This window comes from Kineococcus arenarius subsp. arenarius (genome assembly GCF_050871845.1).
GTDB lineage: Bacteria > Actinomycetota > Actinomycetes > Actinomycetales > Kineococcaceae > Kineococcus.
On record NZ_JBJLSE010000026.1, the window covers coordinates 16,175 to 36,651 of the forward strand.

Consider the following 20,477-nt stretch of genomic DNA (forward strand, 5'->3'; position numbering starts at 1 on the left):
CAGCATCGGGGCGTGCCCGAGAGCCCGCAGCCCTTCGACGTCCACGTGCGCGGCACGGTCTTCCTGGACATCGTCTTCACCGGCCTGGAGGCCGAGCCGCGCCTGGGCACGGAGGTGTGGACCTCCGGCATGGGCTCGTGCCCGGGCGGCATCGCGAACATGGCGGTGGCCGCGGCGCGCCTCGGCCTGCGCACCTCGCTGGCGGCGGCGTTCAGCACCGACGCCTACGGGCGGTTCTGCTGGGAGACCCTCGGGCAGCAGGAGGGGGTGGACCTGTCCACCTCCCACCGCGTCGAGGACTGGCACTCCCCGGTGACCGTCTCCCTCGCCTACGGCGGCGACCGGGCGATGGTCACCCACGAGCACCCCCCGCCCGTCCCCGACCCGGTGGAGGTGCCCCCGGCGCGCTCCTGCCTGGTGCACCTGGAGGCCGACCCGCAGCCGTGGGTGCTGCGGGCGGAGAGCCAGGGCGCCCTGGTCTTCGCCGACGTGGGCTGGGACTCCTCCACGCAGTGGAGCCCGGACGTGCTGGCCGGCCTGGAGCACTGCTACGCGTTCCTGCCCAACCACGTCGAGGCGATGCGGTACACCCGCACCGACGACGCCGGGGCCGCGGTCGCCGCGCTCGCGGAGCGGGTGCCGGTGGCCGTCGTCACGCGCGGTGCGGACGGCGCGGTGGCGGTGGACCAGACGACGGGGGAGAGCGCGCAGGTGCCGGGGCTGCGGCTGGAGGCGCTGGACGCCACCGGCGCCGGTGACGTGTTCGGCGCGGGTTTCCTCACCGGCACCCTGGCCGGCTGGCCGCTGGCGGACCGGGTGGCCTTCGCGAACCTGTGCGCGGGGCTGAGCGTGCAGCAGTTCGGCGGTTCGCTGTCGGCGCCGGGGTGGGGCGACATCGCCGACTGGTGGTCCCACGTGCGGCTGGGCCCGCGCACCTCCGCCACGGCGGAGCTGGTGCGCCGCTACGGGTTCCTGCGCGACGTGCTGCCGGCCGAGCACGGCCGCGCGGTGCGCCGGGCCGGGGCGACGCTCGCGGTGCGCAACGACCTGCCCGTCGGGCCCAGCGCCCCGTCGGCCACCGGCTGACGCCGCGGGGCGTACCGTCGCAGGACCGCACGGGGCCCGAGGGGTCCCGTCGCCGGCCCGCAGCACCACGACGGGGGACTCCAGGGCCCCGGGCCGGCACCACGCGGACCGCGCGCCGAGAAGGCGCGAGCACGCCCGGTCGACCGGGCGGCGAGGAGCACACCGTGGACAAGTCCCCGCGCAACGGGTCCGTCAAGAAGGCCGGCAAGTCGCTGAAGGAGAAGCGGGTGGACAAGAAGGCCAAGTCCGCCGAGCGCGGCGCGGCCGCCGCCGTCGCCGACAGCGTCACCGGCTCGCGCAAGGGCCGCTGACCGTCCGGGGTGCCCCGCTGCGGCGGGGCACCCCGCGGTGGGCGCCCGCCCGGCGGCGCGGACATGATCGGGGGGTGAGCGATCCCGCGACCCGCACCCCCGACGGCTCCGCGCGCCGACCCGAGCGCCCCGGCGCGGCGCGGTGGGTCCCTGCGGGCGCGAGCGTGCAGCAGCTGCGCGCAGCGGCCGCCGCGTGCCGCGGCTGCGAGCTGTGGGAGCCGGCGACGCAGGTGGTGTTCTCCGCCGGGGCCGTCGACGGGCGCCTGGCGCTGGTGGGCGAGCAGCCCGGCGACCAGGAGGACCGGCGCGGGGTCCCCTTCGTCGGCCCGGCGGGTCGGCTGCTGCAGCGGGCCGTGGCCGAGGCGGGCATCGACCTGGCCACGACGTACGTCACCAACGCGGTCAAGCACTTCCGGTTCACCCAGCGGGCGCCGGGCGGTCGGCGCATCCACGCGAGCCCCGACGTCGCGCACGTCGCCGCCTGCCGGCCCTGGCTGGCCGCCGAGCTGGCGCAGGTCGACCCCGACGTCGTGGTGTGCCTGGGGGCCACGGCGGCGAAGGCGCTGCTGCCGCCGGGGTTCCGCGTCACCAAGCACCGCGGGCAGCTGATCCGGCGGGTCACCTCGCGCGGGGAGAAGACGTTCCTGGGCACGATCCACCCCTCGGCGGTGCTGCGCGTGCCGGAGGCCGAGCGCGAGGCCGCGCACGCCGCGCTCGTGGCGGACCTGCGGGTGGCGGCGGGGGCGCTGGGCTGACCCGGTCCTCGCCGTGCGAGGATAGATACATCATGGACACAGCCGAGGTGCGCACCGCGCCGCCCGCCGCCGACCGCGTCTACGCCGACGTCAAGGCCGCCATCCTCGACCGGTCCCTGCCGGGTGGGCACCTGCTCACCGAGGGCGAGGTCGCCGAGCGCGTCGGCGTCTCGCGCACCCCCGTGCGCGAGGGGCTGCTGCGACTGCAGGCCGAGGGCCTGGTGCACCTCATCCCCAAGCGCGGCGCCCTGGTCGTGCCCGTCTCGCCGGCCGAGGTCGAGGACGTCCTGGAGGCCCGCGAGCTCGTGGAGGTCCACACCGCCGCGCGCGCCTGGGACCTGCGCGCCGAGCTGACCGGCCCGCTGGCCGGGCACCTGGACGACATGCGCGCCGCCCGCGAGGCCGGCGACGCCTGGGCCTTCACCGCCGCCGACCGCGCCTTCCACGCCACCGTGGTGCGCGCCGCCGGCAACGAGATCCTCGCCGGCCTCTACGACACCCTGCGCGACCGCCAGATGCGCATGGGCGTGGCCATCGTGCGCGGCTCCCGCGAGCGCATGGGCACCACCCTGGACCAGCACGCCGCGCTGCTGGAGGCGCTGGCCGGCGAGGACCGCGGACGCTGGCTGGACCTCGTGCGCGAGCACGTGCGCGGCGCCGGGCAGCGGCTGCGGAGTGCCCGGTGAGCGCCCCGACCCGACCCGCCGACGGCGCCGCGAGCGCCGTGCGCGGGGCGTGGCTGGTCTTCGCCGTCGGCGCCGCCGCCTACGTCGTCACCGTCGCCAACCGCACCTCCCTGGCCGCCGCCGGCCTGGAGGCCCAGGAGCGCTACGCCATCGGCGCCGGCACCCTGTCCAGCTTCGCCGTGCTGCAGTTCCTCGTCTACGCCCTGCTGCAGGTGCCCGTCGGCGTCCTCATCGACCGGTGGGGCCCGCGCCGCCTCGTCGTCCTGGGAGGCGCCACCATGGGCGCCGGCCAGCTCCTGCTGGCCCTGAGCACCGAGACGTGGCAGGCCGTGCTCGCCCGCGTCCTGGTCGGAGCGGGCGACGCCGCCACCTTCACCTCCGTGATCCGCATCGTCACCAACTGGTTCCCACCGCACCGGGTGCCCGTGATGACCCAGCTCGTCGGCCTGTTCGGCCAGCTCGGCCAGGTCTTCAGCGTCCTGCCGCTGGTCGCGCTGCTGCACGGGGCCGGCTGGACGCCCGCCTACGCCGGTCTCGCCGCCTTCAGCGTCCTGGCCGCGGTGCTGTCGGTCCTCGTGCTGCGCGACGTGCCGCCCGGTGCGCCGGACCCCCGCAGCCGGCGCGGCGCCCGCCAGGTCGCCGGGGACCTGCGCGACGCGCTGCGCCACCCCGGCACCCGCCTGGGGTTGTGGACCCACTGGGCCACCCCCTTCGCCGGCAACGCCTTCGCCGTGCTGTGGGGCTACCCGTTCCTCGTCTCCGGGCAGGGCCTGTCGACCGGGGCCGCCGGTGCCCTGCTCACCCTCTACACCGTCGTCGCCGCCGGCACGGGTCCGCTCATGGGCACCCTCGTGGCCCGCCACCCGCTGCGCCGCTCCTGGATCGTGCTGACGGTCGTCGCCGGCCAGGCCGTCGCGTGGGCGGCCGTGCTGGCCTGGCCCGGCCGCTCGCCCCTGGCGCTGCTCGTGCTGCTCGTGGTCGTCCTGGGCACCGGCGTCCCCGGGTCGATGATCGGCTTCGACTACGCCCGCACGTCCAACCCCGCCCACCGCCTCGGCGGGGCCACGGGGATGACCAACGTCATGGGCTTCGCCTCCACCGTCGTGGTCGTGCTCGCCGTCGGCGTGGTGCTCGACCTGCAGGGGGCCGGCAGCCCCGGCGCGTACTCCCTGGGCGCCTTCAAGCTGGCCTTCGCCGTGCAGTTCCCGCTCTGGGCGCTCGGCGTGGTGGGCATCGTGGTCAGCCGCCGCCGCACCCGCGAGCTGCTGGCCCGCGAGGGCGTCGTGGTGCCCCGGATGCGCGAGGCGGTGCGCCGGGACGCGGCCGCCCGGCGCGCCCGCGGCGGCGGCGCGCGTCCCGGCCGGGACGACGCGCTGACCTAGCGGCGGTCCCGGTGCGCGTCGGGCCGGTCCCGCTGCTGCGGCTCGCCGCCCGTCGCGGTCGCCGGGCCGGTGCGTCGCCGGCGCACCCGGCGCAGCACCGCCCACGCCAGGACCCCGGCGATGACCGCGTAGAAGACGTAGTCGAGGTACTGCCCGTACTCCTCCACCAGCCGGTACTGGGTGCCCAGGGCCATGCCCAGGCCGATGAGCAGGCCGTTCCACAGCCCCGAGCCCAGCACGGTCAGCAGCGAGAACTTCCACAGCCGCATGTGCGCGGCGCCCGCCGGCAGGGAGATCAGGCTGCGCACGCCGGGCACGAAGCGGCCGGTGAACACCGAGGCGCCCTCGTGCCGACGGAACCAGTCCGACGAGCGGTGCACGTCGTCGGCGTCCATGAGTGGGACCCGGTCGGCGACCGCCGCCGCGCGCCGCAGCCCGACCGCCCGTCCCACCCAGTACAGCAGCAGCGAGCCGAGGAACGCCCCCAGCACCGACAGCACGGCCACCCAGAGCAGGCTGACCCGGCCCTGCTGCACCTGGTAGCCCGCCAGCGGCAGCACCACCTCGCTGGGGATCGGGGGGAAGACGACCTCCAGGAAGCTCAGCACTCCCACGCCCGGAGCCCCCAGGGTGGCGACCGTGTCGAGCACGAAGCCGGTCAGGCCGCCGACGTCGGCCTGACCGCCGCTCGCGCTCTGCAGCGGAAGGCTCATGCGGGTGCGTCCTCCGGGGGATCGGTCGAGGTGGCGGCGGGCGCGGGGCCCGCCACGGCGGCGTCGGTGACAACGCTCGCCCCCGCGGCGAAGTGCCGCGCGTCGGCTCCCGCCACCAGCCGGGCCGGGGCCGCGCCCCCGGCCAGCGCCCGCACCAGCGCCTGCTCGGGCAGCGGCTCCTGCGAGGCGACGAGCAGCGCGTTGCCGTAGCGGCGCCCGCGGAAGACCCCCGGCTCGGCGAGGACGGCCACGTGGGCGAAGACCTCCGCGGCCGTGGCCACCTCCGCCCGGGCGTGCGGCATCGGCGGGCGGTCGGCCAGGTTGGCCACCCACACCCCGCCCGGCGCCAGCACGCGGGCCACGTCGCGCAGGAACTCCACGGTGACCAGGTGGGCGGGCACCCGGTCGTGGACGAAGGCGTCGCGCACCAGCGCGTCCTGGGTGGCGTCCGGCAGCGCCGCGACGCCCTCGCGCGCGTCGGCCACCTTCAACTTGAAGCCCGCCGAACCGGTGGCGCCGAAGCTGCGGCGGACCAGGTCCACCAGCCGCTCGTCCACCTCCAGCACCAGCTGGCGCGAGCCGGGGCGCGTGGCCGCCACGTACCGGGGGAAGGCGCACCCGGCCCCGCCCAGGTGCACCACGCGCAGCGGTCCCGGCGGGTGCACGGCGTCCAGGACGGCCGCCGTCCACTGCTGGTACTCGAACACCAGGTGCGCGGGGTCGGCGAGGTCCACGTAGGAGCTGGGCACCCCGTTGACCAGCACGAGCCAGCCGTCGGGGTCGTCGCGGTCGCGCTCCAGCCGCACGGTGCCGGTGCTGATGAGCGCCTCGCCCTCGACCGGTTCGGGGGGCCGGCCGGCGCCGCGCACCGGGCGCACCGGGCGGGGGCGGGGGGAACGGGGCACCCGCCGATCCAACCAGCACCCGTGCGCGCCCGCCGTCCCGCCGCCCGCGCCGGGGCGTGGCGCGGGGGCGTCCCGCAGCGGCGCGAGGGGTGGCGCGAGGGGTGGCGCGGAGGCGGCGGCGCGAGGTTCGCGGCGGGGCTGAAGTCCGCGCGCGCCCGTGCCGAGGTAGTCCTCATGTTCACGTTCGTGCAGACCGCCCTGCTCGTCCTCTTCCTCGTGCCGTTCGTCCTGGACCGCCGCGCCCGCCGCCGTCCCCTGGACCCCTCCCTCATGCCCCTGGCCGACCGCCCGCCGGTCGCCGCGGGCACCCGCGCGCCGCGCGCGTGGACCCGCCGCCGCTACGTCGAGGAGGGCGTGGCCGAGGTCGCCGCCTACCTCAGCGAGCAGGACCCCGCCCGCTGACGCCCCCGGCGGCCCCGCGGCCGCCCGCCCGGCGAGCGTCGCGCGGCCGCGGCCGTTAGCGTCTCCTGCGCCCGGCCACGCCCGGCCGGCCGGAGGAGGACGAGAGCAGTGGCACGCCGAGACGCAGCGCAGGACCCCGCCCAGCAGGCCGTTCAGGGCGCCGACGACTCGCGCGCCGCCGCCCTGGTGCAACGGCTCCTCGCCGTCGGGATCGACGGCAGGGGGCCCTTCGCGGGAGCCGCCGAGGTGGCGCGCGACGCGCGCGCCGCGCACCCCAGCACCGAGTCCGCGGTGCACGCCGTGGTGCGCCGGCACACCAGGCTCGTGGCCGCCAGCGGCTTCGCCACGGGGGTGGGGGGCCTGCTGACGCTGCCGGTGGCCCTGCCCGCCAACGTCGCCGGCTTCTACGTGCTGGCCACCCGCGCGGTCGCGGCCGTGGCGGAGTTGCGCGGCTACGACACCTCCCGGCCCGAGGTGCGCAGCGCCGTGCTGCTGACCCTCGTGGGAGCCGACGCCACCGACGTGCTGAAGTCGGCGGGCCTGCCCAGCCTGAACATCGGCGGGCGCCTGGCCTCGCTGGCCACCCGCCGCTGGCCCCCGGCGGTCCTCATGCTCGTCAACAAGGGCGTCGGGTTCCGCCTGCTGGCGCGCATCGGCACCGGGGGACTGGTCCGCGTCGGCAGCCGCGTGGTGCCGGTGCTCGGTGGAGCGGTCGGCGCCGGTGCCGACGCCCTCATGCTGCGCCGCATCGCCAAGCACGCCGAGCACGCGCTGCCGCCGGTGTCCGCCGCCGCGGCCGTGGAGGGCCCGGCCGAACCGTGAGCGCCCGACCGGTGCTGCCGGTGGACCGGCGCCGCTCGGCCCTGGCCGTGCTGTGGCGCACGGCCCGTTCGGGCACCCGGCCGGGGACGCCGGGCCCGGGCGCCCGGGCGCGCTCGCTGCCGGCGATGGTGTCCGACTCGATCGGCGGGCGCTACCGCGGGCCGGGCCGTCCCCGCCTGGCCGGTGCGGCCGCCGGCCTGGCGTACCTGCTGTCGCCGGCCGACCTGGTCCCCGAGGCAGTGCTGCCGCTGGTGGGCGTCCTCGACGACGCCGTGGTCGCCGCGTGGGTGGCCGGCGCCCTGCTGACGGCCACCGAGGACTACGCCGCCTGGCGCGCGCGCTGGGACGCCGGGGCCGTGGACGCCGGCCCCGGTGGCACCCGCCGGGAGCGCCGCGGGAGGCACGCCGCCCCCTGAGGCGCCGCGGCGGGCGCACCTGTGGACCGCACCCCCTCGCCGGCCCGGCCGGCGGGCACGGTGGGCCCGTGACCACCGATGCCGCGCCCCAGCCCCCGCTCGTCCTGTCCGGTCCCGGGGAACTGCTCGCCGTGCTGCCGTACCGGCTGGGCTTCCACCCCCGGCACAGCCTCGTCCTGCTGGAGCTGCGTCCGGCCGGGGACGGGACGGGCGACCGTGCCCGGCTCGGCGCCGTGGTGCGCGTCGACCTGCCCGGCCCGGCCGAACCGCAGGTGCTCGAGCGGCTCGCCGGGACCGCGGCCGCCGAGGCCGTCGACCGGCTGCTGCGCGCCCGGTCGGGTGCCGGGCGGTCCACCCACCCGGTCGTGGTGGCCTGCTACGACGAGACGGGACCGGCGGGAGCGGCACCGGGACCGGCGCCCGCGGTGCTGCGCGCCGGGGCGGCCGGTGCCGCCGCGGTGGCGGCCGCCCTCAGCGGGCTGCGCGCGGCGGGCTGCAGCGCCGGTGAGGCGGTCCTCGTCGCGGGCGGCCGCTGGCGCTCCCTGAGCTGCCCCGACGTGCGCTGCTGCCCGCCCGAGGGGCTGCCGCTGCGGACCCCGGGCGCCGAGCGGGTGGCGGCGGAGGCCGTCGGGCGGGGCCTGTCCGCCCTCGCCGACCGCGACGCGCTGCTGCCCGAGCGGACCCCGCTGCCGCACGCGCGCCTGCGCACCGCCGGCGCAGCGCGCCGCAGCGCCGTGCGGTCGGCGTGGACGCCGCAGCGCCGCTCGCTGGCCCTGGCCGAGTTCGAGCGCGAGGTGCAGCGGTACCTGCCGCCCGCCGCCCCCGCCCTGCCCGACCCCGCCGTCGCCGGTCGCCTGCTGGCCGCCCTGCAGGACGTGCCCGTGCGGGACGCGGCCCTGCTCACCGGCGCGCCCGCGCACCTGCGCGCCCCCGCCGTGGCCGCCCTCGTCCGCACGCCCGCCGGTGGGGACCCCGCCGGCGGGGGCACCGCCGCCCTCGTGCACCGCGCCCTGGACGCCGAGTGCGAGCGCTCCCGGTCGGTGGCCGCGGCCGCGCTCGCGGTGGACCTGGCCCGCCACGCCCCCGGAGCCCCCGGAGCCGGTGCGTGGGCGCTGGCCGGCTGGGCGTACTGGTCCGTCGGGGACGGGGTGCGCGCCGGTGCCTGTGCCGAGGCGGCGCTGGACGCCGACCCCGGCCACCGCCTCGCCGGGCTCGTCGCCGCGGCGCTGCGGGTGGGCCTGCCGCCGCGCGGGGGCGCTGCGCGGTGACCGGCCGCCGCGGTGCGGTGCGCACGGGGCTGGCGCGCGTCGCGGCGAGAGGTGTCTAGTACCGTCACCGCGGCTGCACCCGGACCGCGCACAGGCGGGACGGGGCCGTCGGCAGGTGCGGTCCGCGCTCGGGCGGGACCGCGCGTCGCAGCAGGGTCCAGGAGGGTGTGCGCATGGGGATCGTCGTCGGGTACGTGGCCAACCCGGAGGGGCGCGCCGCGCTGGAGCAGGCCGGAGCCGCCGCCGCCCGGCTGGGGCTGCCGCTGGTGGTCGTCCACAGCCGCCGGCCCGGCAGGGAGGCCGATCCGCAGGAGGCCGAGCAGCTGCAGGCCGTGCACGAGGCCGTGCGCGCCCGCCTGGACGAGGCGGGGCTGGAGGACGAGCTGCGCGAGGTCCCCGACAGCGAGGACCCCGCCGAGGACCTCATCGAAGCCGCGGAGAGCTCCGGGGCGGCCCTCATCGTCATCGGTCTGCGCCGCCGCACCCCCGTGGGCAAGCTCATCCTCGGAGCGAGCGCCCAGCGCATCCTGCTGGACGCCCCCTGCCCCGTCCTGGCGGTCAAGCCGGAGGACTGACCGCCCGGTGCGCGACGGCGCCGGGCACCCGGCTGGACGGGCCGCGACAGCGGTTCCGGAGGGGCCGTGCGGGGGCCTCGCGGGGCGCGCACAGGTGGCGGGGTACGCCGGGACGGCTCCCGTCGTGCCACAATCGGCGTTTGTCGTCCTCAGTGGGCATGCAACGGTGCCCGCCGGTGTTGACCTTGTCGGCTGCTGCCCGCGCAGTCCCGTTCCGCCCACGACGAAAGGCAGTCCGTGTCGTCGGTATCGACATCCCGGCCGCTCCCGCCCGAGTTCGCTTCCGCTCCCTTCCAGGAGCTCCTGCAGCACGGCACCACCCACGGGTTCGTCGACGCCCACGCCGTGCGCACCGCGTGCGAGGACGCCCAGCTGCCCGTGCAGCGCATGAAGGTGGTGCTGCGCGCCCTCGACGACGCCGGCATCACCGTGCGCGTCCCCGAGGCCGCGCCCAAGCGCGCCGTCGCCGCTTCCTCGACCCGCCGCTCCACCTCCACCGCCACGGCCACCAAGCCGGCCCGGCCGGCGGCCAAGCGCGCCGCCGCCCCGGTCGACGGCGAGGCCGCTGCGGCCCCGGCGGCCAAGGCCAAGCCCGCCGCCAAGACCGCCACCAGGAGCACCGCCAAGACGGCGGCGAAGTCCGCGGCCAAGACCGCGGCTCCCGAGACCGCTCCCGGTGACGGTGCCGCCGGCGAGGAGCCGGTGGAGGACGTCAAGGTGGAGGACCTCGTCGTCGACGACGACGCCGTCGTCGAGGAGGCCTCCGAGGAGGCTCCCGGGGCCAAGAAGACCGCCGGCGGCTTCGTGCTGACCGACGACGACGACGACGCCCCCGCCCAGCAGGTCGCCACCGCCGGCGCCACCGCCGACCCGGTCAAGGACTACCTCAAGCAGATCGGCAAGGTCGCCCTCCTCAACGCCGAGCAGGAGGTCGAGCTCGCCAAGCGCATCGAGGCCGGCCTGTTCGCCGAGGAGAAGCTGCACTCCGGCGAGAGCATGGACCCGATCTCCAAGCGCGAGCTGTGGTGGATCGCCGAGGACGGCCGCCGCGCCAAGAACCACCTGCTGGAGGCGAACCTGCGCCTGGTCGTCTCCCTGGCCAAGCGCTACACCGGCCGCGGCATGCTCTTCCTGGACCTGATCCAGGAGGGCAACCTGGGCCTGATCCGCGCGGTGGAGAAGTTCGACTACACCAAGGGCTACAAGTTCTCGACCTACGCGACGTGGTGGATCCGCCAGGCCATCACCCGCGCGATGGCGGACCAGGCCCGCACCATCCGCATCCCGGTGCACATGGTCGAGGTCATCAACAAGCTCGCCCGCGTGCAGCGGCAGATGCTGCAGGACCTGGGCCGCGAGCCCACTCCGGAAGAGCTCGCCAAGGAGCTCGACATGACCCCGGAGAAGGTCGTCGAGGTCCAGAAGTACGGCCGCGAGCCCATCTCGCTGCACACCCCCCTGGGCGAGGACGGCGACAGCGAGTTCGGTGACCTCATCGAGGACTCCGAGGCGGTCGTGCCGGCCGACGCGGTCAGCTTCACGCTGCTGCAGGAGCAGCTGCACTCGGTGCTGGACACCCTCTCCGAGCGCGAGGCGGGCGTGGTCTCGATGCGCTTCGGCCTGACCGACGGTCAGCCGAAGACGCTGGACGAGATCGGCAAGGTCTACGGCGTCACGCGCGAGCGGATCCGGCAGATCGAGTCCAAGACGATGTCCAAGCTGCGCCACCCGTCGCGTTCGCAGGTGCTGCGCGACTACCTGGACTGAGCTCCGCACACGCACCTCGGCCCCCGGACCGCTTCACGCGGACCGGGGGCCGAGGTGCGTCCGGGGCACGCGACAGCGCCCGCCCGCACGCCGCTGCACGTGGGGTGCGGCGCGCGTGCGACGGGGCTGAGGGCTCAGACCCGCAGGACGAGCGCCCCGACGACCCACACCACGGCGGCCAGGGTTCCGGCCAGGCCCTCGATGGCGACGCTGAGCCCCACGCCCTTCAGCGCCTGCACGGTCGAGGACCACGCGCTGCGGGCCCCGAGCCGGGCGCGGGAGGATCGGGCGAGCTCGGCGAGGAAGACCCCGAGCACGAAGCCCAGCGGCAGGCCCAGGACGGGCACGACGAAGAACCCGACGACGCCGAGCGCGCCGCCGAGCAGCAGGGTGGAGCGGGGGATCCCGGCGCGGCTGAGGCGCCGGCCGGGCACGAGGTACATGGCGACCTGCCCGGCGACGAGCAGCGCCGCGGCGCCGGCGAAGAAGGCCCAGGCGGCCCCGCCCTGCACGACGGCCCACACCAGCACGGCGAGGCCGATGAGCACGGTGCCCGGCAGGACGGGCACGACGACGCCGACGAGGCCCACCGCGACGGCGAGGGCCACGACGACGAGCCCGGCGTCACCCACGGGGGTGGCGCCGGGCTCGTCGGTCCTGCGTGGTCCTGGTCAGCGCCGCCTCAGCGCTCGTCGACCGGGGCGATCGACGGGGTGGAGGCCAGCTTGCGGGACTCGTCCTGGATGTCCCGCGCGACCTCGCGGAGGGCGTCGCGGTGCTCGCGCCCGTGGTGGGCGCAGAAGAGCAGCTCGCCCCCGGAGGGCAGCACGGCACGGACGTAGGCCTGTGCACCGCAACGGTCGCAGCGGTCGGCGGCCGTCATCGGGTCGCTGGCAAGGGCTGTTGTGGTGGTCACTCCACGACTCCTTCCGGTCCTGCGGGCGGCGGTAGCGGGTGCTCCCGCGCCCACTCTGTCCCAACCCCCGCCGGTGCGCGCGCGTTCCCACGCCGGTGGAGCAGTGCGTTCGCTCTCGGCGGAGGCGCCGGTGGCGCCGCGCCGCGCGCCGCGCGCGGCACCGCGGCGCGTCGGGGGCGCCGTCTACCCTGCCGGGGTGACTCCCCCCAGTTCCGCCCCCCGCTCCCGCGCGCCGAAGGACGGCCAGGGGGAGGAGGGCTACACCGCTGCCCACCTGCTGGTCCTGGAGGGCCTGGAGGCGGTGCGCAAGCGCCCGGGCATGTACATCGGCTCCACCGACTCCCGCGGCCTCATGCACTGCCTGTGGGAGATCATCGACAACTCCGTCGACGAGGCGCTCGGCGGGCACTGCAGCCGCATCGACGTGGTGCTGCACGCGGACGGCTCGGTGGAGGTCCGCGACGACGGGCGCGGCATCCCCGTCGACGTCGAGCGGCGCACGGGGCTGTCGGGCGTGGAGGTCGTCTTCACCCACCTGCACGCCGGCGGCAAGTTCGGCGGCGGCTCCTACTCGGCCTCCGGCGGCCTGCACGGGGTGGGTGCCAGCGTGGTCAACGCCCTGTCGGCGCGCCTGGACGTGGAGGTGGACCGCGGCGGCAAGACGTACGCCACGAGCTTCCGGCGGGGCACGCCGGGCCGCTACGCCGGCGAGGGCCCGGACGCGCCGTTCACGCCCACCACCGGCCTGGAGGTCGTGGGGCGGGCCAAGCGCGGCGCCACCGGCACGCGCGTGCGCTACTGGGCCGACACGCAGATCTTCCTGAAGACCGCGGCGTTCTCCTACGAGGACCTCGCCGCGCGCGCCCGCCAGACCTCCTTCCTCGTGCCGGGCCTGCGCATCGTCGTGCGCGACGAGCGCGGCGAGCAGCCCACCGAGGAGGTCTTCCAGCACGACGGCGGCATCGGCGAGTACGTCGACTTCCTCACCCCCGACGCCCCGGTCACCTCGGTGTGGCGCCTGCAGGGCGAGGACGTCTTCACCGAGACCGTCCCGGTGCTCGACGACAGCGGCCACATGACGCCCCAGGACGTGCAGCGCCAGTGCGTCGTGGACGTCGCGCTGCGCTGGGGCACCGGCTACGACGCCACCGTCCGCTCGTTCGTGAACATCATCGCCACCCCCAAGGGCGGCACGCACCTGTCGGGCTTCGAGCAGGGCCTGTTCGCCGCGGTGAAGAAGCAGGTCGACGCCCAGGCCCGCCGCCTGAAGGTGGGCAAGGACGAGAAGCTCGAGAAGGACGACATCCTCGCCGGGCTCACGGCCGTCGTCACCGTCCGGCTGGCCGAGCCGCAGTTCGAGGGGCAGACCAAGGAGGTGCTGGGCACCGCCGCCGTGCGCCAGATCGTGCGCCGGGTCGTCGAGCGGGAGCTCGGCGAGGTGCTCGTCTCCCCCAAGCGGGAGGACAAGCAGCAGGCGACCCTCGTGCTGGACAAGGTCGTCTCGGAGATGAAGAGCCGCATCTCCGCCCGGCTGCACAAGGAGACCCAGCGGCGCAAGAACGCCCTGGAGTCCTCCTCGCTGCCGGCGAAGCTGAAGGACTGCCGCTCCGACGACGTCTCGCGCACCGAGCTGTTCCTCGTCGAGGGCGACTCGGCGCTGGGCACGGCGATGGGGGCGCGCAACTCCGAGTACCAGGCGCTGCTGCCGCTGCGCGGCAAGATCCTCAACGTCCAGAAGGCGTCGGTGGCGGACATGCTCAAGAACGCCGAGTGCGCCTCGATCATCCAGGTCGTGGGCGCGGGCTCGGGGCGCAGCTTCGACCTCTCGGCGGTGCGCTACGGCAAGATCGTGCTGATGACCGACGCCGACGTGGACGGCGCCCACATCCGCACCCTGCTGCTGACGCTGTTCTTCCGGTACATGCGCCCGCTGGTGGACGCCGGGCGGGTCTTCGCGGCGGTGCCGCCGCTGCACCGCCTGGAGGTCAACGGCACGGGCCGGGCGAAGAAGGAGGTCCTGTACACCTACTCCGACGCCGAGCTGCGCCGCGTCACCGCGGACCTGCAGCGGCGCGGGCGCACCTACAAGGAGCCGCAGCGCTACAAGGGCCTGGGGGAGATGGACGAGGACCAGCTGGCCGAGACGACGATGGAGCCGCAGCACCGCACGCTGCGGCGGGTCACCATCGCCGACGGCGAGGCGGCCGAGCGGGTCTTCGAGCTGCTCATGGGCAACGACGTCGCTCCCCGCAAGGACTTCATCATCGCCGGGGCCGAGCGGCTGGACCGCGAGCGCATCGACGCCTGAGCACCGGTGGGTCCTGCCGCCACCCTCCACGACGCCCCCGCGCCCCCGGCGCGGGGGCGTCGTGCGCTCCGCGTGGGAGCACGGCCACCCGCTGTGGCTTCGTGTCCGGTTGTTTGCCCGTTCGTGCCCGATTGTTTGACAACAGGCTTGCTTCCGGCTCATCATCGAGCACACCGGACCGGTTCGAGGTCCGGAGGAGCCCGCTCAGCGGGTCGGCACGGACGACGGAGTCGGCGATGTACGCACCGGAGCGCCACCAGGCGATCCTCGAACGGGCCCGCGCGGCGGGCCGCGTCGAGGTCACCGCGCTCGCCGAGGTCCTGGACGTCACCCCCGAGACCATCCGCCGCGACCTGACGGCGCTCGAGCGCCACGGCGTGCTGCGGCGCGTGCACGGCGGCGCCATCCCCGTGGAGCGGCTGGGCACCGAGCCGGCCGTGGGGGAGCGCCAGGAGGTCTTCAGCGCCGAGAAGGAACGCATCGCCAGGGCCGCCCTGGCCGAGCTGCCCGAGGGCGGCACCGTCCTGGTCGACGCCGGCACCACCACGGCCCGCTTCGCCGAGCTGCTGCCCACCGACCGCGAGCTCGTGGTCGTCACCCACGGCCTGCAGATCGCCCAGGCGCTCGCGACCCGCGGCAACGTCACCCTGCACCTGGTCGGGGGCCAGGTGCGCGGGCGCACCCTGGCCGCCGTGGGCGCCTGGGCCGAGCGGGCGTTGGCGGAGGTCTTCGCCGACGTCTGCTTCCTCGGCACCAACGGCCTCAGCGTCGAGCGGGGGCTCACCACGCCCGACCTCGCCGAGGCCGGCGTCAAGCGGGCCCTGATGCGCGCCGCCCGCCGCACCGTCGTCCTGGCCGACCGCTCCAAGCTCGGCCGCGACGACTTCGCCCACGTCGCTGACCTGGAAGGGGTCGACACAGTGATCACGGACACCGGGGCGGACCCCGACGTCGTCGCCGACGTCGAGGCCGCCGGGCCGCGGGTGGTGCGGGCGTGAGCGCCGCGCACCCGGCGGTCCTGACCGTCACGCCTAACCCCAGCATCGACCGCACCCTCGAGCTGGACGTCCTCACCCGCGGCGAGGTGCACCGCGCCCGCGGCGCGAGCGAGGAGGCCGGCGGCAAGGGCGTCAACGTCGCCCGCGCGCTGGCCCTGCACGGCGCCCGCGCCGCGGCGGTGCTGCCGTGCGGCGGTCTGGACGGCGACCGCCTGGTGGGGCTGCTGGCCCCGCAGGGCGTGGAGGTGGTCCCCGTGGCCGTCGCCGGGACCGTGCGCACCAACACCACCGTCGTCGAGGCCGACGGCACCACCACGAAGCTCAACGAGCCCGGCCCCGTGCTCGGCGCGGAGGAGGTCGAGGCGCTCGAGCGCACCGTGCGCGCCCGCCTCACCGTCGGTCCGCGCTGGCTGGCCTCCAGCGGCAGCCTGCCGCCGGGAGCGCCCGGCGACCTGCACGCCCGCCTGGTGCGGCTGGGCCGCGCCGCCGGGGCGCGCACGGCCGTGGACACCTCCGGTCCCGCCCTGGCGGCCGCCGTGCAGGCCGGCCCGGACGTGGTCAAGCCGAACCTGGAGGAGCTGGCCGAGCTGGTCGCCCGCGAGCTGACGACGGTGGGCGACGTCCGCGCCGCCGCCGCGGACCTGCGCACGCGCGGGTGCGGCGACGTCCTCGTCAGCCTCGGCGAGGCCGGCGCCCTGCTGGTCACCACCGAGGGCACCTGGTGGGCCGGTGGCCCGCCCCTGGTGCCGCGCAGCACCGTCGGCGCGGGCGACTGCACCCTGGCCGGCTACCTGCACGAGCAGGGCCCGGCCCCGCGACGGCTGGCCACCGCGGTCGCGTGGGGCCGCGCGGCCGTCCTCCTGCCGGGCAGCACCGTCCCCGGCCCCGAGCAGACGCGCGAAGGCGCCACCGGCGTCCGCGTCGTCGAGAACCCCGACCCCGAGACCCCCGTGAAGGACCTGCAGCCATGAGCGACACCGCGAACACCCCGGACCTCATCACCGGCGACCTCGTCATCGCCGACCTGCGCGCCGGCGACCGCGTCGACGCCACGCGCCAGCTCGCGCAGAAGCTGCAGTCCGCCGGGCGCGTCACCGACCTGGAGCAGTTCCTCGCCGACGTCGCGGCCCGCGAGGAGCAGATGGCCACCGGCATCCCCGGGGGCATCGGCCTGCCGCACGCCCGTTCCGCGGCCGTGACGGTGCCGAGCCTCGCCGTGGGCCGCGTGGTCTCCGGCGAGCGCGTCGACTTCGGGGCCCCGGACGGCCCGGCCAACCTCGTCTTCCTCATCGCCGCGCCCACCACCGGCGAGGCCGACCACATGACCATCCTCGCCGCGCTGGCCCGCAAGCTGGTGCACGTCTCCTTCCGCCAGTCCCTGCTCGAGGCGCCCGACGCCGCGTCGGTCGCCCGCACCGTCATGGAAGAGGTCTACGGACGATGAAGTTCGTCGCGATCACGTCCTGCCCCACGGGCATCGCGCACACGTACATGGCCGCCGAGGCCCTGGAGCAGGCCGGCAAGGCCGCCGGGCACGAGGTGAGCGTCGAGACCCAGGGCGCCGCGGGCTCCGCGCCCTTCGACCCCGCCGTCATCGCCGCCGCCGACGGCGTCATCTACGCCGCGGACCTCGAGGTCCGCGACAAGGACCGCTTCGCGGGCAAGCCGTTCGTCGACGTCGGCGTGAAGAAGGCCGTCGCGGACGCCCCCGGCGTGGTGGCCGCCGCCGTCGCCGCCGTCGAGGCGGCTCCCGCGCGCACCGCCGCCGGACCGGCCGTCCAGCCGGGCCAGGACGTCCCCGGTGCGCCCGCGGCACCGGCCGCGCCCGCCACGAAGGTGACCTCCGGAGCCGGCGTGGGCACCCGCGTGCGGCAGTGGCTCATGACGGGCGTCAGCTACATGATCCCGTTCGTCGCGGCCGGCGGCATCCTCATCGCACTGGCCTTCATGCTCGGCGGGTACGAGATCGCCCTGGACCGCGACGGGGTGAGCGCGAACGCCTACTTCACCGGGTTGTTCGCCGACGGCTTCGACGTCGCCGACCGCGAGCAGTGGGCAGGCCTGCTGCTCGTCGTGGGGCAGGCCGCCTTCGGCTTCCTGGTGCCCGTGCTCGCCGGCTTCATCGCCTTCGGCATCGCCGACCGCCCGGGCATCGCCCCCGGTTTCGTCGGCGGCGCGCTCGCGGTGACCGTGGGCGCCGGTTTCCTCGGCGGCCTGGCCGCGGGTTTCCTGGGAGGCTTCGTCGCCCTGGGCCTGGCCCGGTTGAAGGTGCCCAACGCCGTGCGCGGCATCATGCCCGTCGTCGTCATCCCGCTGGTGGCCACGATCGTCACCGGGTTCGTCATGCTCGTGGTGCTCGGCCGGCCGCTGAAGTGGCTGATGGACTCCCTCACCACCGGCCTGAACTCGCTGTCCGGTTCCGGCGTCGTCCTGCTCGGCGTGATCCTGGGCGCCATGATGGCCGTGGACCTGGGCGGCCCGGTGAACAAGGTCGCCTACACCTTCGCCACCACCGGTCTGGCCACCGCCGCCGCGGCCTCCGGCAGCCCCGTGGAGCTGAAGGTCATGGCCGCGGTCATGGCCGCCGGCATGACCCCGCCGCTGGGCATCGCGCTGGCGACGTTCCTGCGCAAGCGCCTGTTCACCGAGGCCGAGCAGCAGAACGGCAAGGCCGCGGTCCTGCTGGGGGCGTTCTTCATCTCCGAGGGCGCCATCCCGTTCGCCGCGGCCGCCCCGCTGCGCATCATCCCCGCGTGCATCCTCGGCTCCGGCGTCACCGGCGGCCTGGTCATGGCGTTCGACAACGCGCTGCGCGCCCCGCACGGCGGTGTGGTGGTCCTGGGCCTGGTCAGCCAGCCGCTGCTGTACCTGCTGGCGATCGTCGTCGGCACCGTCGTCACCGGCCTGGCGGTCGTCGCGCTCAAGAGCACGCACCGCGCGGGCACCGACGCCCCCGCCGGCGCGCAGGCCGGCGCCACCAGCGGCCAGCCCGTCTCGGCCTGAGACGCGCACCCGGGGGCCCCGCACGGGGCCCCCGGGCGACCGCGGCCCCACCCGCGCGAACCCCCGTCGCCACACCCCTGGAACCTCCGAGGAGAACCCCGTGCCCACCCGCACCGCCGTCGTCGGCTCCCGCGTCGGCCTGCACGCCCGCCCCGCGTCCCTGTTCGTCCAGGCCGCCGTCGCCACCGGCCTGCCCGTCACCATCGCCGTGGAGGGCGGTGCGCCCGTCGACGCCCGCAGCATCCTCATGGTCATGGGGCTGGGCGCCCAGCACGGCCAGAGCGTCACCCTGGCCGCCGACGGCGAGGGCGCCGAGCAGGCGCTGGAGCAGCTCGCGGTCCTGGTCGAGACCGACCACGACGCCGCCTGAGCCGTCCCGCCGGCCTCCCACCCCCTCCCCCACCAGACCCGACCGACGACAGGACCGAGGACCCGCCGTGACGCTCACCGAACCCGCGACGCCCGCCGCGCTGACCGGCGTGGGCGTCGGCACCTCCGCCGCCGTCGGCGCCGTCGTGCTCGTCGCCCCCGCCGCCCGCCCGCCGGCCGACGAACCGGCCGCGACCGACCCGGCCGCCGCCACCGCCGCGGTGCGCGAGGCGTTCGCCGCCGTGGCCACCACGCTGCGCGAGCGGGCCGCCGCGGCCGGCGGCACCACCGCCGACGTCCTGCAGGCCACCGCGCTGATGGCCGAGGACCCCGGCCTGCTGGGCGACGTGGAGCGGCGCATCGCCGCCGGCACCGGGCCCGCGAGCGCGGTCGACGCCGCCGTGGAGGGCTTCTGCGAGGTCCTGGCCGCCTCCGGCCCGTACCTGGCCGAGCGGGTCACCGACCTGCGCGACGTGCGCGACCGCGTCGTCGCCCACGTCCTGGGGCTGCCGCAACCGGGCGTGCCCGAGCTGCGCGGTCCCTCCGTGGTCGTGGCGGCCGACCTCGCTCCCGCCGACACCGCCACCCTGGACCTGGCGAAGGTCGTCGGGATCGTCACCGAGCTGGGCGGGCCGACCAGCCACACCGCGATCATCGCCGCCCAGCTCGACGTGCCCTGCGTGGTGCGCGTCGCAGGCGCCCTGGCCCTGCCGGCGGGGGAGCGGGTCGTGCTGGACGCCCGGGAGGGCACCGTCACCCCGGCGCCCTCCGCCGAGCTCGTCGACGCCGTCCAGGCGCGCCGCGCCGCCCGGGCCGCGCTGGCGCAGGCGCCCGGCGGCCCCGGCCGCACCGCCGACGGGGTGGCCGTGCAGCTGCTCGCCAACGTCGGCGCCGTCGAGGACGCCGAGCGCGCCGCCGCCGGCGCGGGCGCCTCGGCCGTGGAGGGCGTCGGCCTGTTCCGCACCGAGGTCCTCTTCCTGGAGCGCACCTCCGAACCCACCGAGGCGGAGCAGACCGACGCCTACGCCCGCGTGCTGGCCGCGTTCGCCGGCCGCAAGGTCGTGGTGCGCACCCTGGACGCCGGCGCCGACAAGCCGCTGGCGTTCGTCGAGGTGGAACCGGAGGAGAACCCCGCCCTGGGCGTGCGGGGCCTGCGCACCGCCCGGCGCCACCCGGGGCTGCTCACCACCCAGCTGCGGGCCCTGGCCGCCGCCGCCGAGCGCACCGGCACCGACCCGTGGGTGATGGCCCCCATGGTCGCCACCCCCGCCGAGGCCGCGGACTTCGCCGCGCAGGCCCGCACCGCCGGCCTGCGCACCGTGGGCGCCATGGTGGAGGTCCCCGCCGCCGCCCTGCGCGCCCCGGCGCTGCTGGCCGCCGGGCTCGACTTCGTCAGCATCGGCACCAACGACCTCACCCAGTACGCCATGGCCGCCGACCGCCTCGCCGGGGAGCTGGCCGAGCTGCTCGACCCGTGGCAGCCGGCCGTGCTGCAGCTCGTGGGGATGACCGGTGAGGCCGGCGCCGCGGCGGGCAGGCCCGTGGGCGTGTGCGGGGAGGCCGCCCGCGACCCGCTGCTGGCGCTGGTGCTCGTCGGCCTGGGCGTGACCAGCCTGTCGATGGCCCCGGCCGCCGTGCCCGCCGTCCGCTTCGCGCTGGCCCGCACCAGCTCCGCGACCTGCCGGGAGATGGCGCGCGCGGCGCTGGCGGCCGACTCGCCCGAAGCCGCGCGCGCGGCCGTGCAGGCGCTGGCCGACGCCGAGGTGCGCGCGTTGTGACCCACGCCCCTCGGCGC

General features: G+C 76.7%; 22 protein-coding genes. 18 read left to right on the forward strand and 4 right to left on the reverse strand.

Going from position 1 to position 20,477, the window contains the following annotated elements; all coding sequences use genetic code 11:
• Positions 1-12: 12 nt before the first annotated feature.
• From ACRYM0_RS08785 to ACRYM0_RS08805, 5 genes are all read left to right on the forward strand, one after another.
• Entirely contained in the window at positions 13-1,086 is a 1,074-nt protein-coding gene (locus ACRYM0_RS08785; RefSeq protein ID WP_432504126.1) for a PfkB family carbohydrate kinase, read from the forward strand.
• Between the two features lie 164 nt (positions 1,087-1,250).
• Entirely contained in the window at positions 1,251-1,397 is a 147-nt protein-coding gene (locus ACRYM0_RS08790; protein ID WP_432504128.1) for a hypothetical protein, read from the forward strand.
• Positions 1,398-1,471: 74 nt separating this feature from the next.
• A complete protein-coding gene (locus ACRYM0_RS08795) occupies positions 1,472-2,152 on the forward strand; it encodes a UdgX family uracil-DNA binding protein (RefSeq protein ID WP_432504129.1) in 681 nt (226 codons plus the stop codon).
• 32 nt (positions 2,153-2,184) lie between these two features.
• A complete protein-coding gene (locus tag ACRYM0_RS08800) occupies positions 2,185-2,838 on the forward strand; it encodes a GntR family transcriptional regulator (protein WP_432504130.1) in 654 nt (217 codons plus the stop codon).
• Entirely contained in the window at positions 2,835-4,220 is a 1,386-nt protein-coding gene (locus ACRYM0_RS08805) for an MFS transporter (protein ID WP_432504133.1), read from the forward strand. The genes ACRYM0_RS08800 and ACRYM0_RS08805 overlap by 4 nt, the downstream gene beginning before the upstream one ends.
• Here ACRYM0_RS08805 and ACRYM0_RS08810 read toward each other — a convergent pair.
• Positions 4,217-4,933, reverse strand: a complete 717-nt coding sequence (locus ACRYM0_RS08810) for a DedA family protein (RefSeq protein ID WP_432504136.1) — start codon at positions 4,931-4,933, stop codon at positions 4,217-4,219. The two genes, ACRYM0_RS08805 and ACRYM0_RS08810, sit on opposite strands and share 4 nt — an antisense overlap.
• Entirely contained in the window at positions 4,930-5,838 is a 909-nt protein-coding gene (locus ACRYM0_RS08815; protein ID WP_432504138.1) for a spermidine synthase, read from the reverse strand. The genes ACRYM0_RS08810 and ACRYM0_RS08815 overlap by 4 nt, the downstream gene beginning before the upstream one ends.
• Positions 5,839-6,012: 174 nt before the next feature.
• Between ACRYM0_RS08815 and ACRYM0_RS08820 the strand changes: the two genes are divergently transcribed.
• The 6 genes from ACRYM0_RS08820 (at position 6,013) to ACRYM0_RS08845 (ending at position 11,088) form a co-directional block, all read left to right on the forward strand.
• The gene (locus tag ACRYM0_RS08820; protein WP_432504140.1) at positions 6,013-6,240 is read left to right on the forward strand and encodes a hypothetical protein; all 228 of its coding nucleotides are present in this window, start codon (positions 6,013-6,015) and stop codon (positions 6,238-6,240) included.
• Positions 6,241-6,348: 108 nt separating this feature from the next.
• Positions 6,349-7,062, forward strand: coding sequence for an EcsC family protein (locus tag ACRYM0_RS08825; protein WP_432504142.1), 714 nt, complete (start codon positions 6,349-6,351; stop codon positions 7,060-7,062).
• Positions 7,059-7,478 (forward strand): DUF1232 domain-containing protein, encoded by a 420-nt coding sequence (locus tag ACRYM0_RS08830; protein ID WP_432504145.1) that lies wholly within the window; start codon positions 7,059-7,061, stop codon positions 7,476-7,478. The genes ACRYM0_RS08825 and ACRYM0_RS08830 overlap by 4 nt, the downstream gene beginning before the upstream one ends.
• 68 nt (positions 7,479-7,546) lie before the next feature.
• Complete coding sequence (locus ACRYM0_RS08835; protein ID WP_432504148.1) at positions 7,547-8,746, forward strand: DUF4192 family protein; 1,200 nt, start codon at positions 7,547-7,549, stop codon at positions 8,744-8,746.
• A gap of 173 nt (positions 8,747-8,919) precedes the next feature.
• Complete coding sequence (locus tag ACRYM0_RS08840) at positions 8,920-9,321, forward strand: universal stress protein (protein ID WP_432504150.1); 402 nt, start codon at positions 8,920-8,922, stop codon at positions 9,319-9,321.
• A 237-nt stretch (positions 9,322-9,558) separates the two neighbouring features.
• Complete coding sequence (locus tag ACRYM0_RS08845; RefSeq protein ID WP_432504151.1) at positions 9,559-11,088, forward strand: RNA polymerase sigma factor; 1,530 nt, start codon at positions 9,559-9,561, stop codon at positions 11,086-11,088.
• Between the two features lie 134 nt (positions 11,089-11,222).
• Here the strand turns inward: ACRYM0_RS08845 and ACRYM0_RS08850 are convergent, their stop codons facing one another.
• Together ACRYM0_RS08850 and ACRYM0_RS08855 are read right to left on the reverse strand one after the other, a co-directional pair.
• Positions 11,223-11,720 carry a DUF456 domain-containing protein gene (locus tag ACRYM0_RS08850; protein WP_432504153.1) on the reverse strand — a complete coding sequence of 166 codons (498 nt, stop codon included), beginning with the start codon at positions 11,718-11,720 and terminating at the stop codon, positions 11,223-11,225.
• A 50-nt stretch (positions 11,721-11,770) separates the two neighbouring features.
• On the reverse strand, positions 11,771-11,971 hold the full coding sequence (locus ACRYM0_RS08855; RefSeq protein WP_432504177.1) for a DUF7455 domain-containing protein: 201 nt from the start codon (positions 11,969-11,971) through the stop codon (positions 11,771-11,773).
• A gap of 229 nt (positions 11,972-12,200) precedes the next feature.
• On the opposite strand from ACRYM0_RS08855, the gene ACRYM0_RS08860 reads away from it, so the two are divergent.
• The 7 genes from ACRYM0_RS08860 to ptsP all read left to right on the forward strand — a co-directional run bounded on the left by ACRYM0_RS08860 (position 12,201) and on the right by ptsP (position 20,460).
• Positions 12,201-14,312: a DNA gyrase/topoisomerase IV subunit B gene (locus ACRYM0_RS08860; RefSeq protein ID WP_432504155.1), complete on the forward strand. Its 2,112-nt coding sequence runs from the start codon at positions 12,201-12,203 to the stop codon at positions 14,310-14,312.
• Between the two features lie 236 nt (positions 14,313-14,548).
• Complete coding sequence (locus ACRYM0_RS08865; RefSeq protein ID WP_432504157.1) at positions 14,549-15,310, forward strand: DeoR/GlpR family DNA-binding transcription regulator; 762 nt, start codon at positions 14,549-14,551, stop codon at positions 15,308-15,310.
• Entirely contained in the window at positions 15,307-16,281 is a 975-nt protein-coding gene (gene pfkB / locus ACRYM0_RS08870) for a 1-phosphofructokinase (protein WP_432504159.1), read from the forward strand. The genes ACRYM0_RS08865 and pfkB overlap by 4 nt, the downstream gene beginning before the upstream one ends.
• On the forward strand, positions 16,278-16,754 hold the full coding sequence (locus ACRYM0_RS08875; protein ID WP_432504162.1) for a PTS sugar transporter subunit IIA: 477 nt from the start codon (positions 16,278-16,280) through the stop codon (positions 16,752-16,754). Before pfkB ends, ACRYM0_RS08875 begins: the two co-directional genes overlap by 4 nt.
• Entirely contained in the window at positions 16,751-18,313 is a 1,563-nt protein-coding gene (locus ACRYM0_RS08880) for a PTS fructose transporter subunit IIC (RefSeq protein ID WP_432504165.1), read from the forward strand. Before ACRYM0_RS08875 ends, ACRYM0_RS08880 begins: the two co-directional genes overlap by 4 nt.
• A gap of 100 nt (positions 18,314-18,413) precedes the next feature.
• Positions 18,414-18,683 (forward strand): HPr family phosphocarrier protein, encoded by a 270-nt coding sequence (locus ACRYM0_RS08885; protein WP_432504167.1) that lies wholly within the window; start codon positions 18,414-18,416, stop codon positions 18,681-18,683.
• Between the two features lie 67 nt (positions 18,684-18,750).
• Positions 18,751-20,460: a phosphoenolpyruvate--protein phosphotransferase gene (gene ptsP / locus ACRYM0_RS08890; RefSeq protein WP_432504170.1), complete on the forward strand. Its 1,710-nt coding sequence runs from the start codon at positions 18,751-18,753 to the stop codon at positions 20,458-20,460.
• The last annotated feature ends 17 nt before the right edge of the window (positions 20,461-20,477 follow it).

Coding starts and splice junctions, on each gene's coding strand:
- ACRYM0_RS08800 (WP_432504130.1), top strand. CDS start 2,185: ATGGACACAGCCGAGGTGCGCACCGCGCCGCCCGCCGCCGACCGCGTC.
- ACRYM0_RS08865 (WP_432504157.1), top strand. CDS start 14,549: ATGTACGCACCGGAGCGCCACCAGGCGATCCTCGAACGGGCCCGCGCG.
- ACRYM0_RS08855 (WP_432504177.1), bottom strand. CDS start 11,971: ATGACGGCCGCCGACCGCTGCGACCGTTGCGGTGCACAGGCCTACGTC.
- ACRYM0_RS08840 (WP_432504150.1), top strand. CDS start 8,920: ATGGGGATCGTCGTCGGGTACGTGGCCAACCCGGAGGGGCGCGCCGCG.
- ACRYM0_RS08875 (WP_432504162.1), top strand. CDS start 16,278: ATGAGCGACACCGCGAACACCCCGGACCTCATCACCGGCGACCTCGTC.
- ACRYM0_RS08820 (WP_432504140.1), top strand. CDS start 6,013: ATGTTCACGTTCGTGCAGACCGCCCTGCTCGTCCTCTTCCTCGTGCCG.
- ACRYM0_RS08880 (WP_432504165.1), top strand. CDS start 16,751: ATGAAGTTCGTCGCGATCACGTCCTGCCCCACGGGCATCGCGCACACG.
- ACRYM0_RS08810 (WP_432504136.1), bottom strand. CDS start 4,933: ATGAGCCTTCCGCTGCAGAGCGCGAGCGGCGGTCAGGCCGACGTCGGC.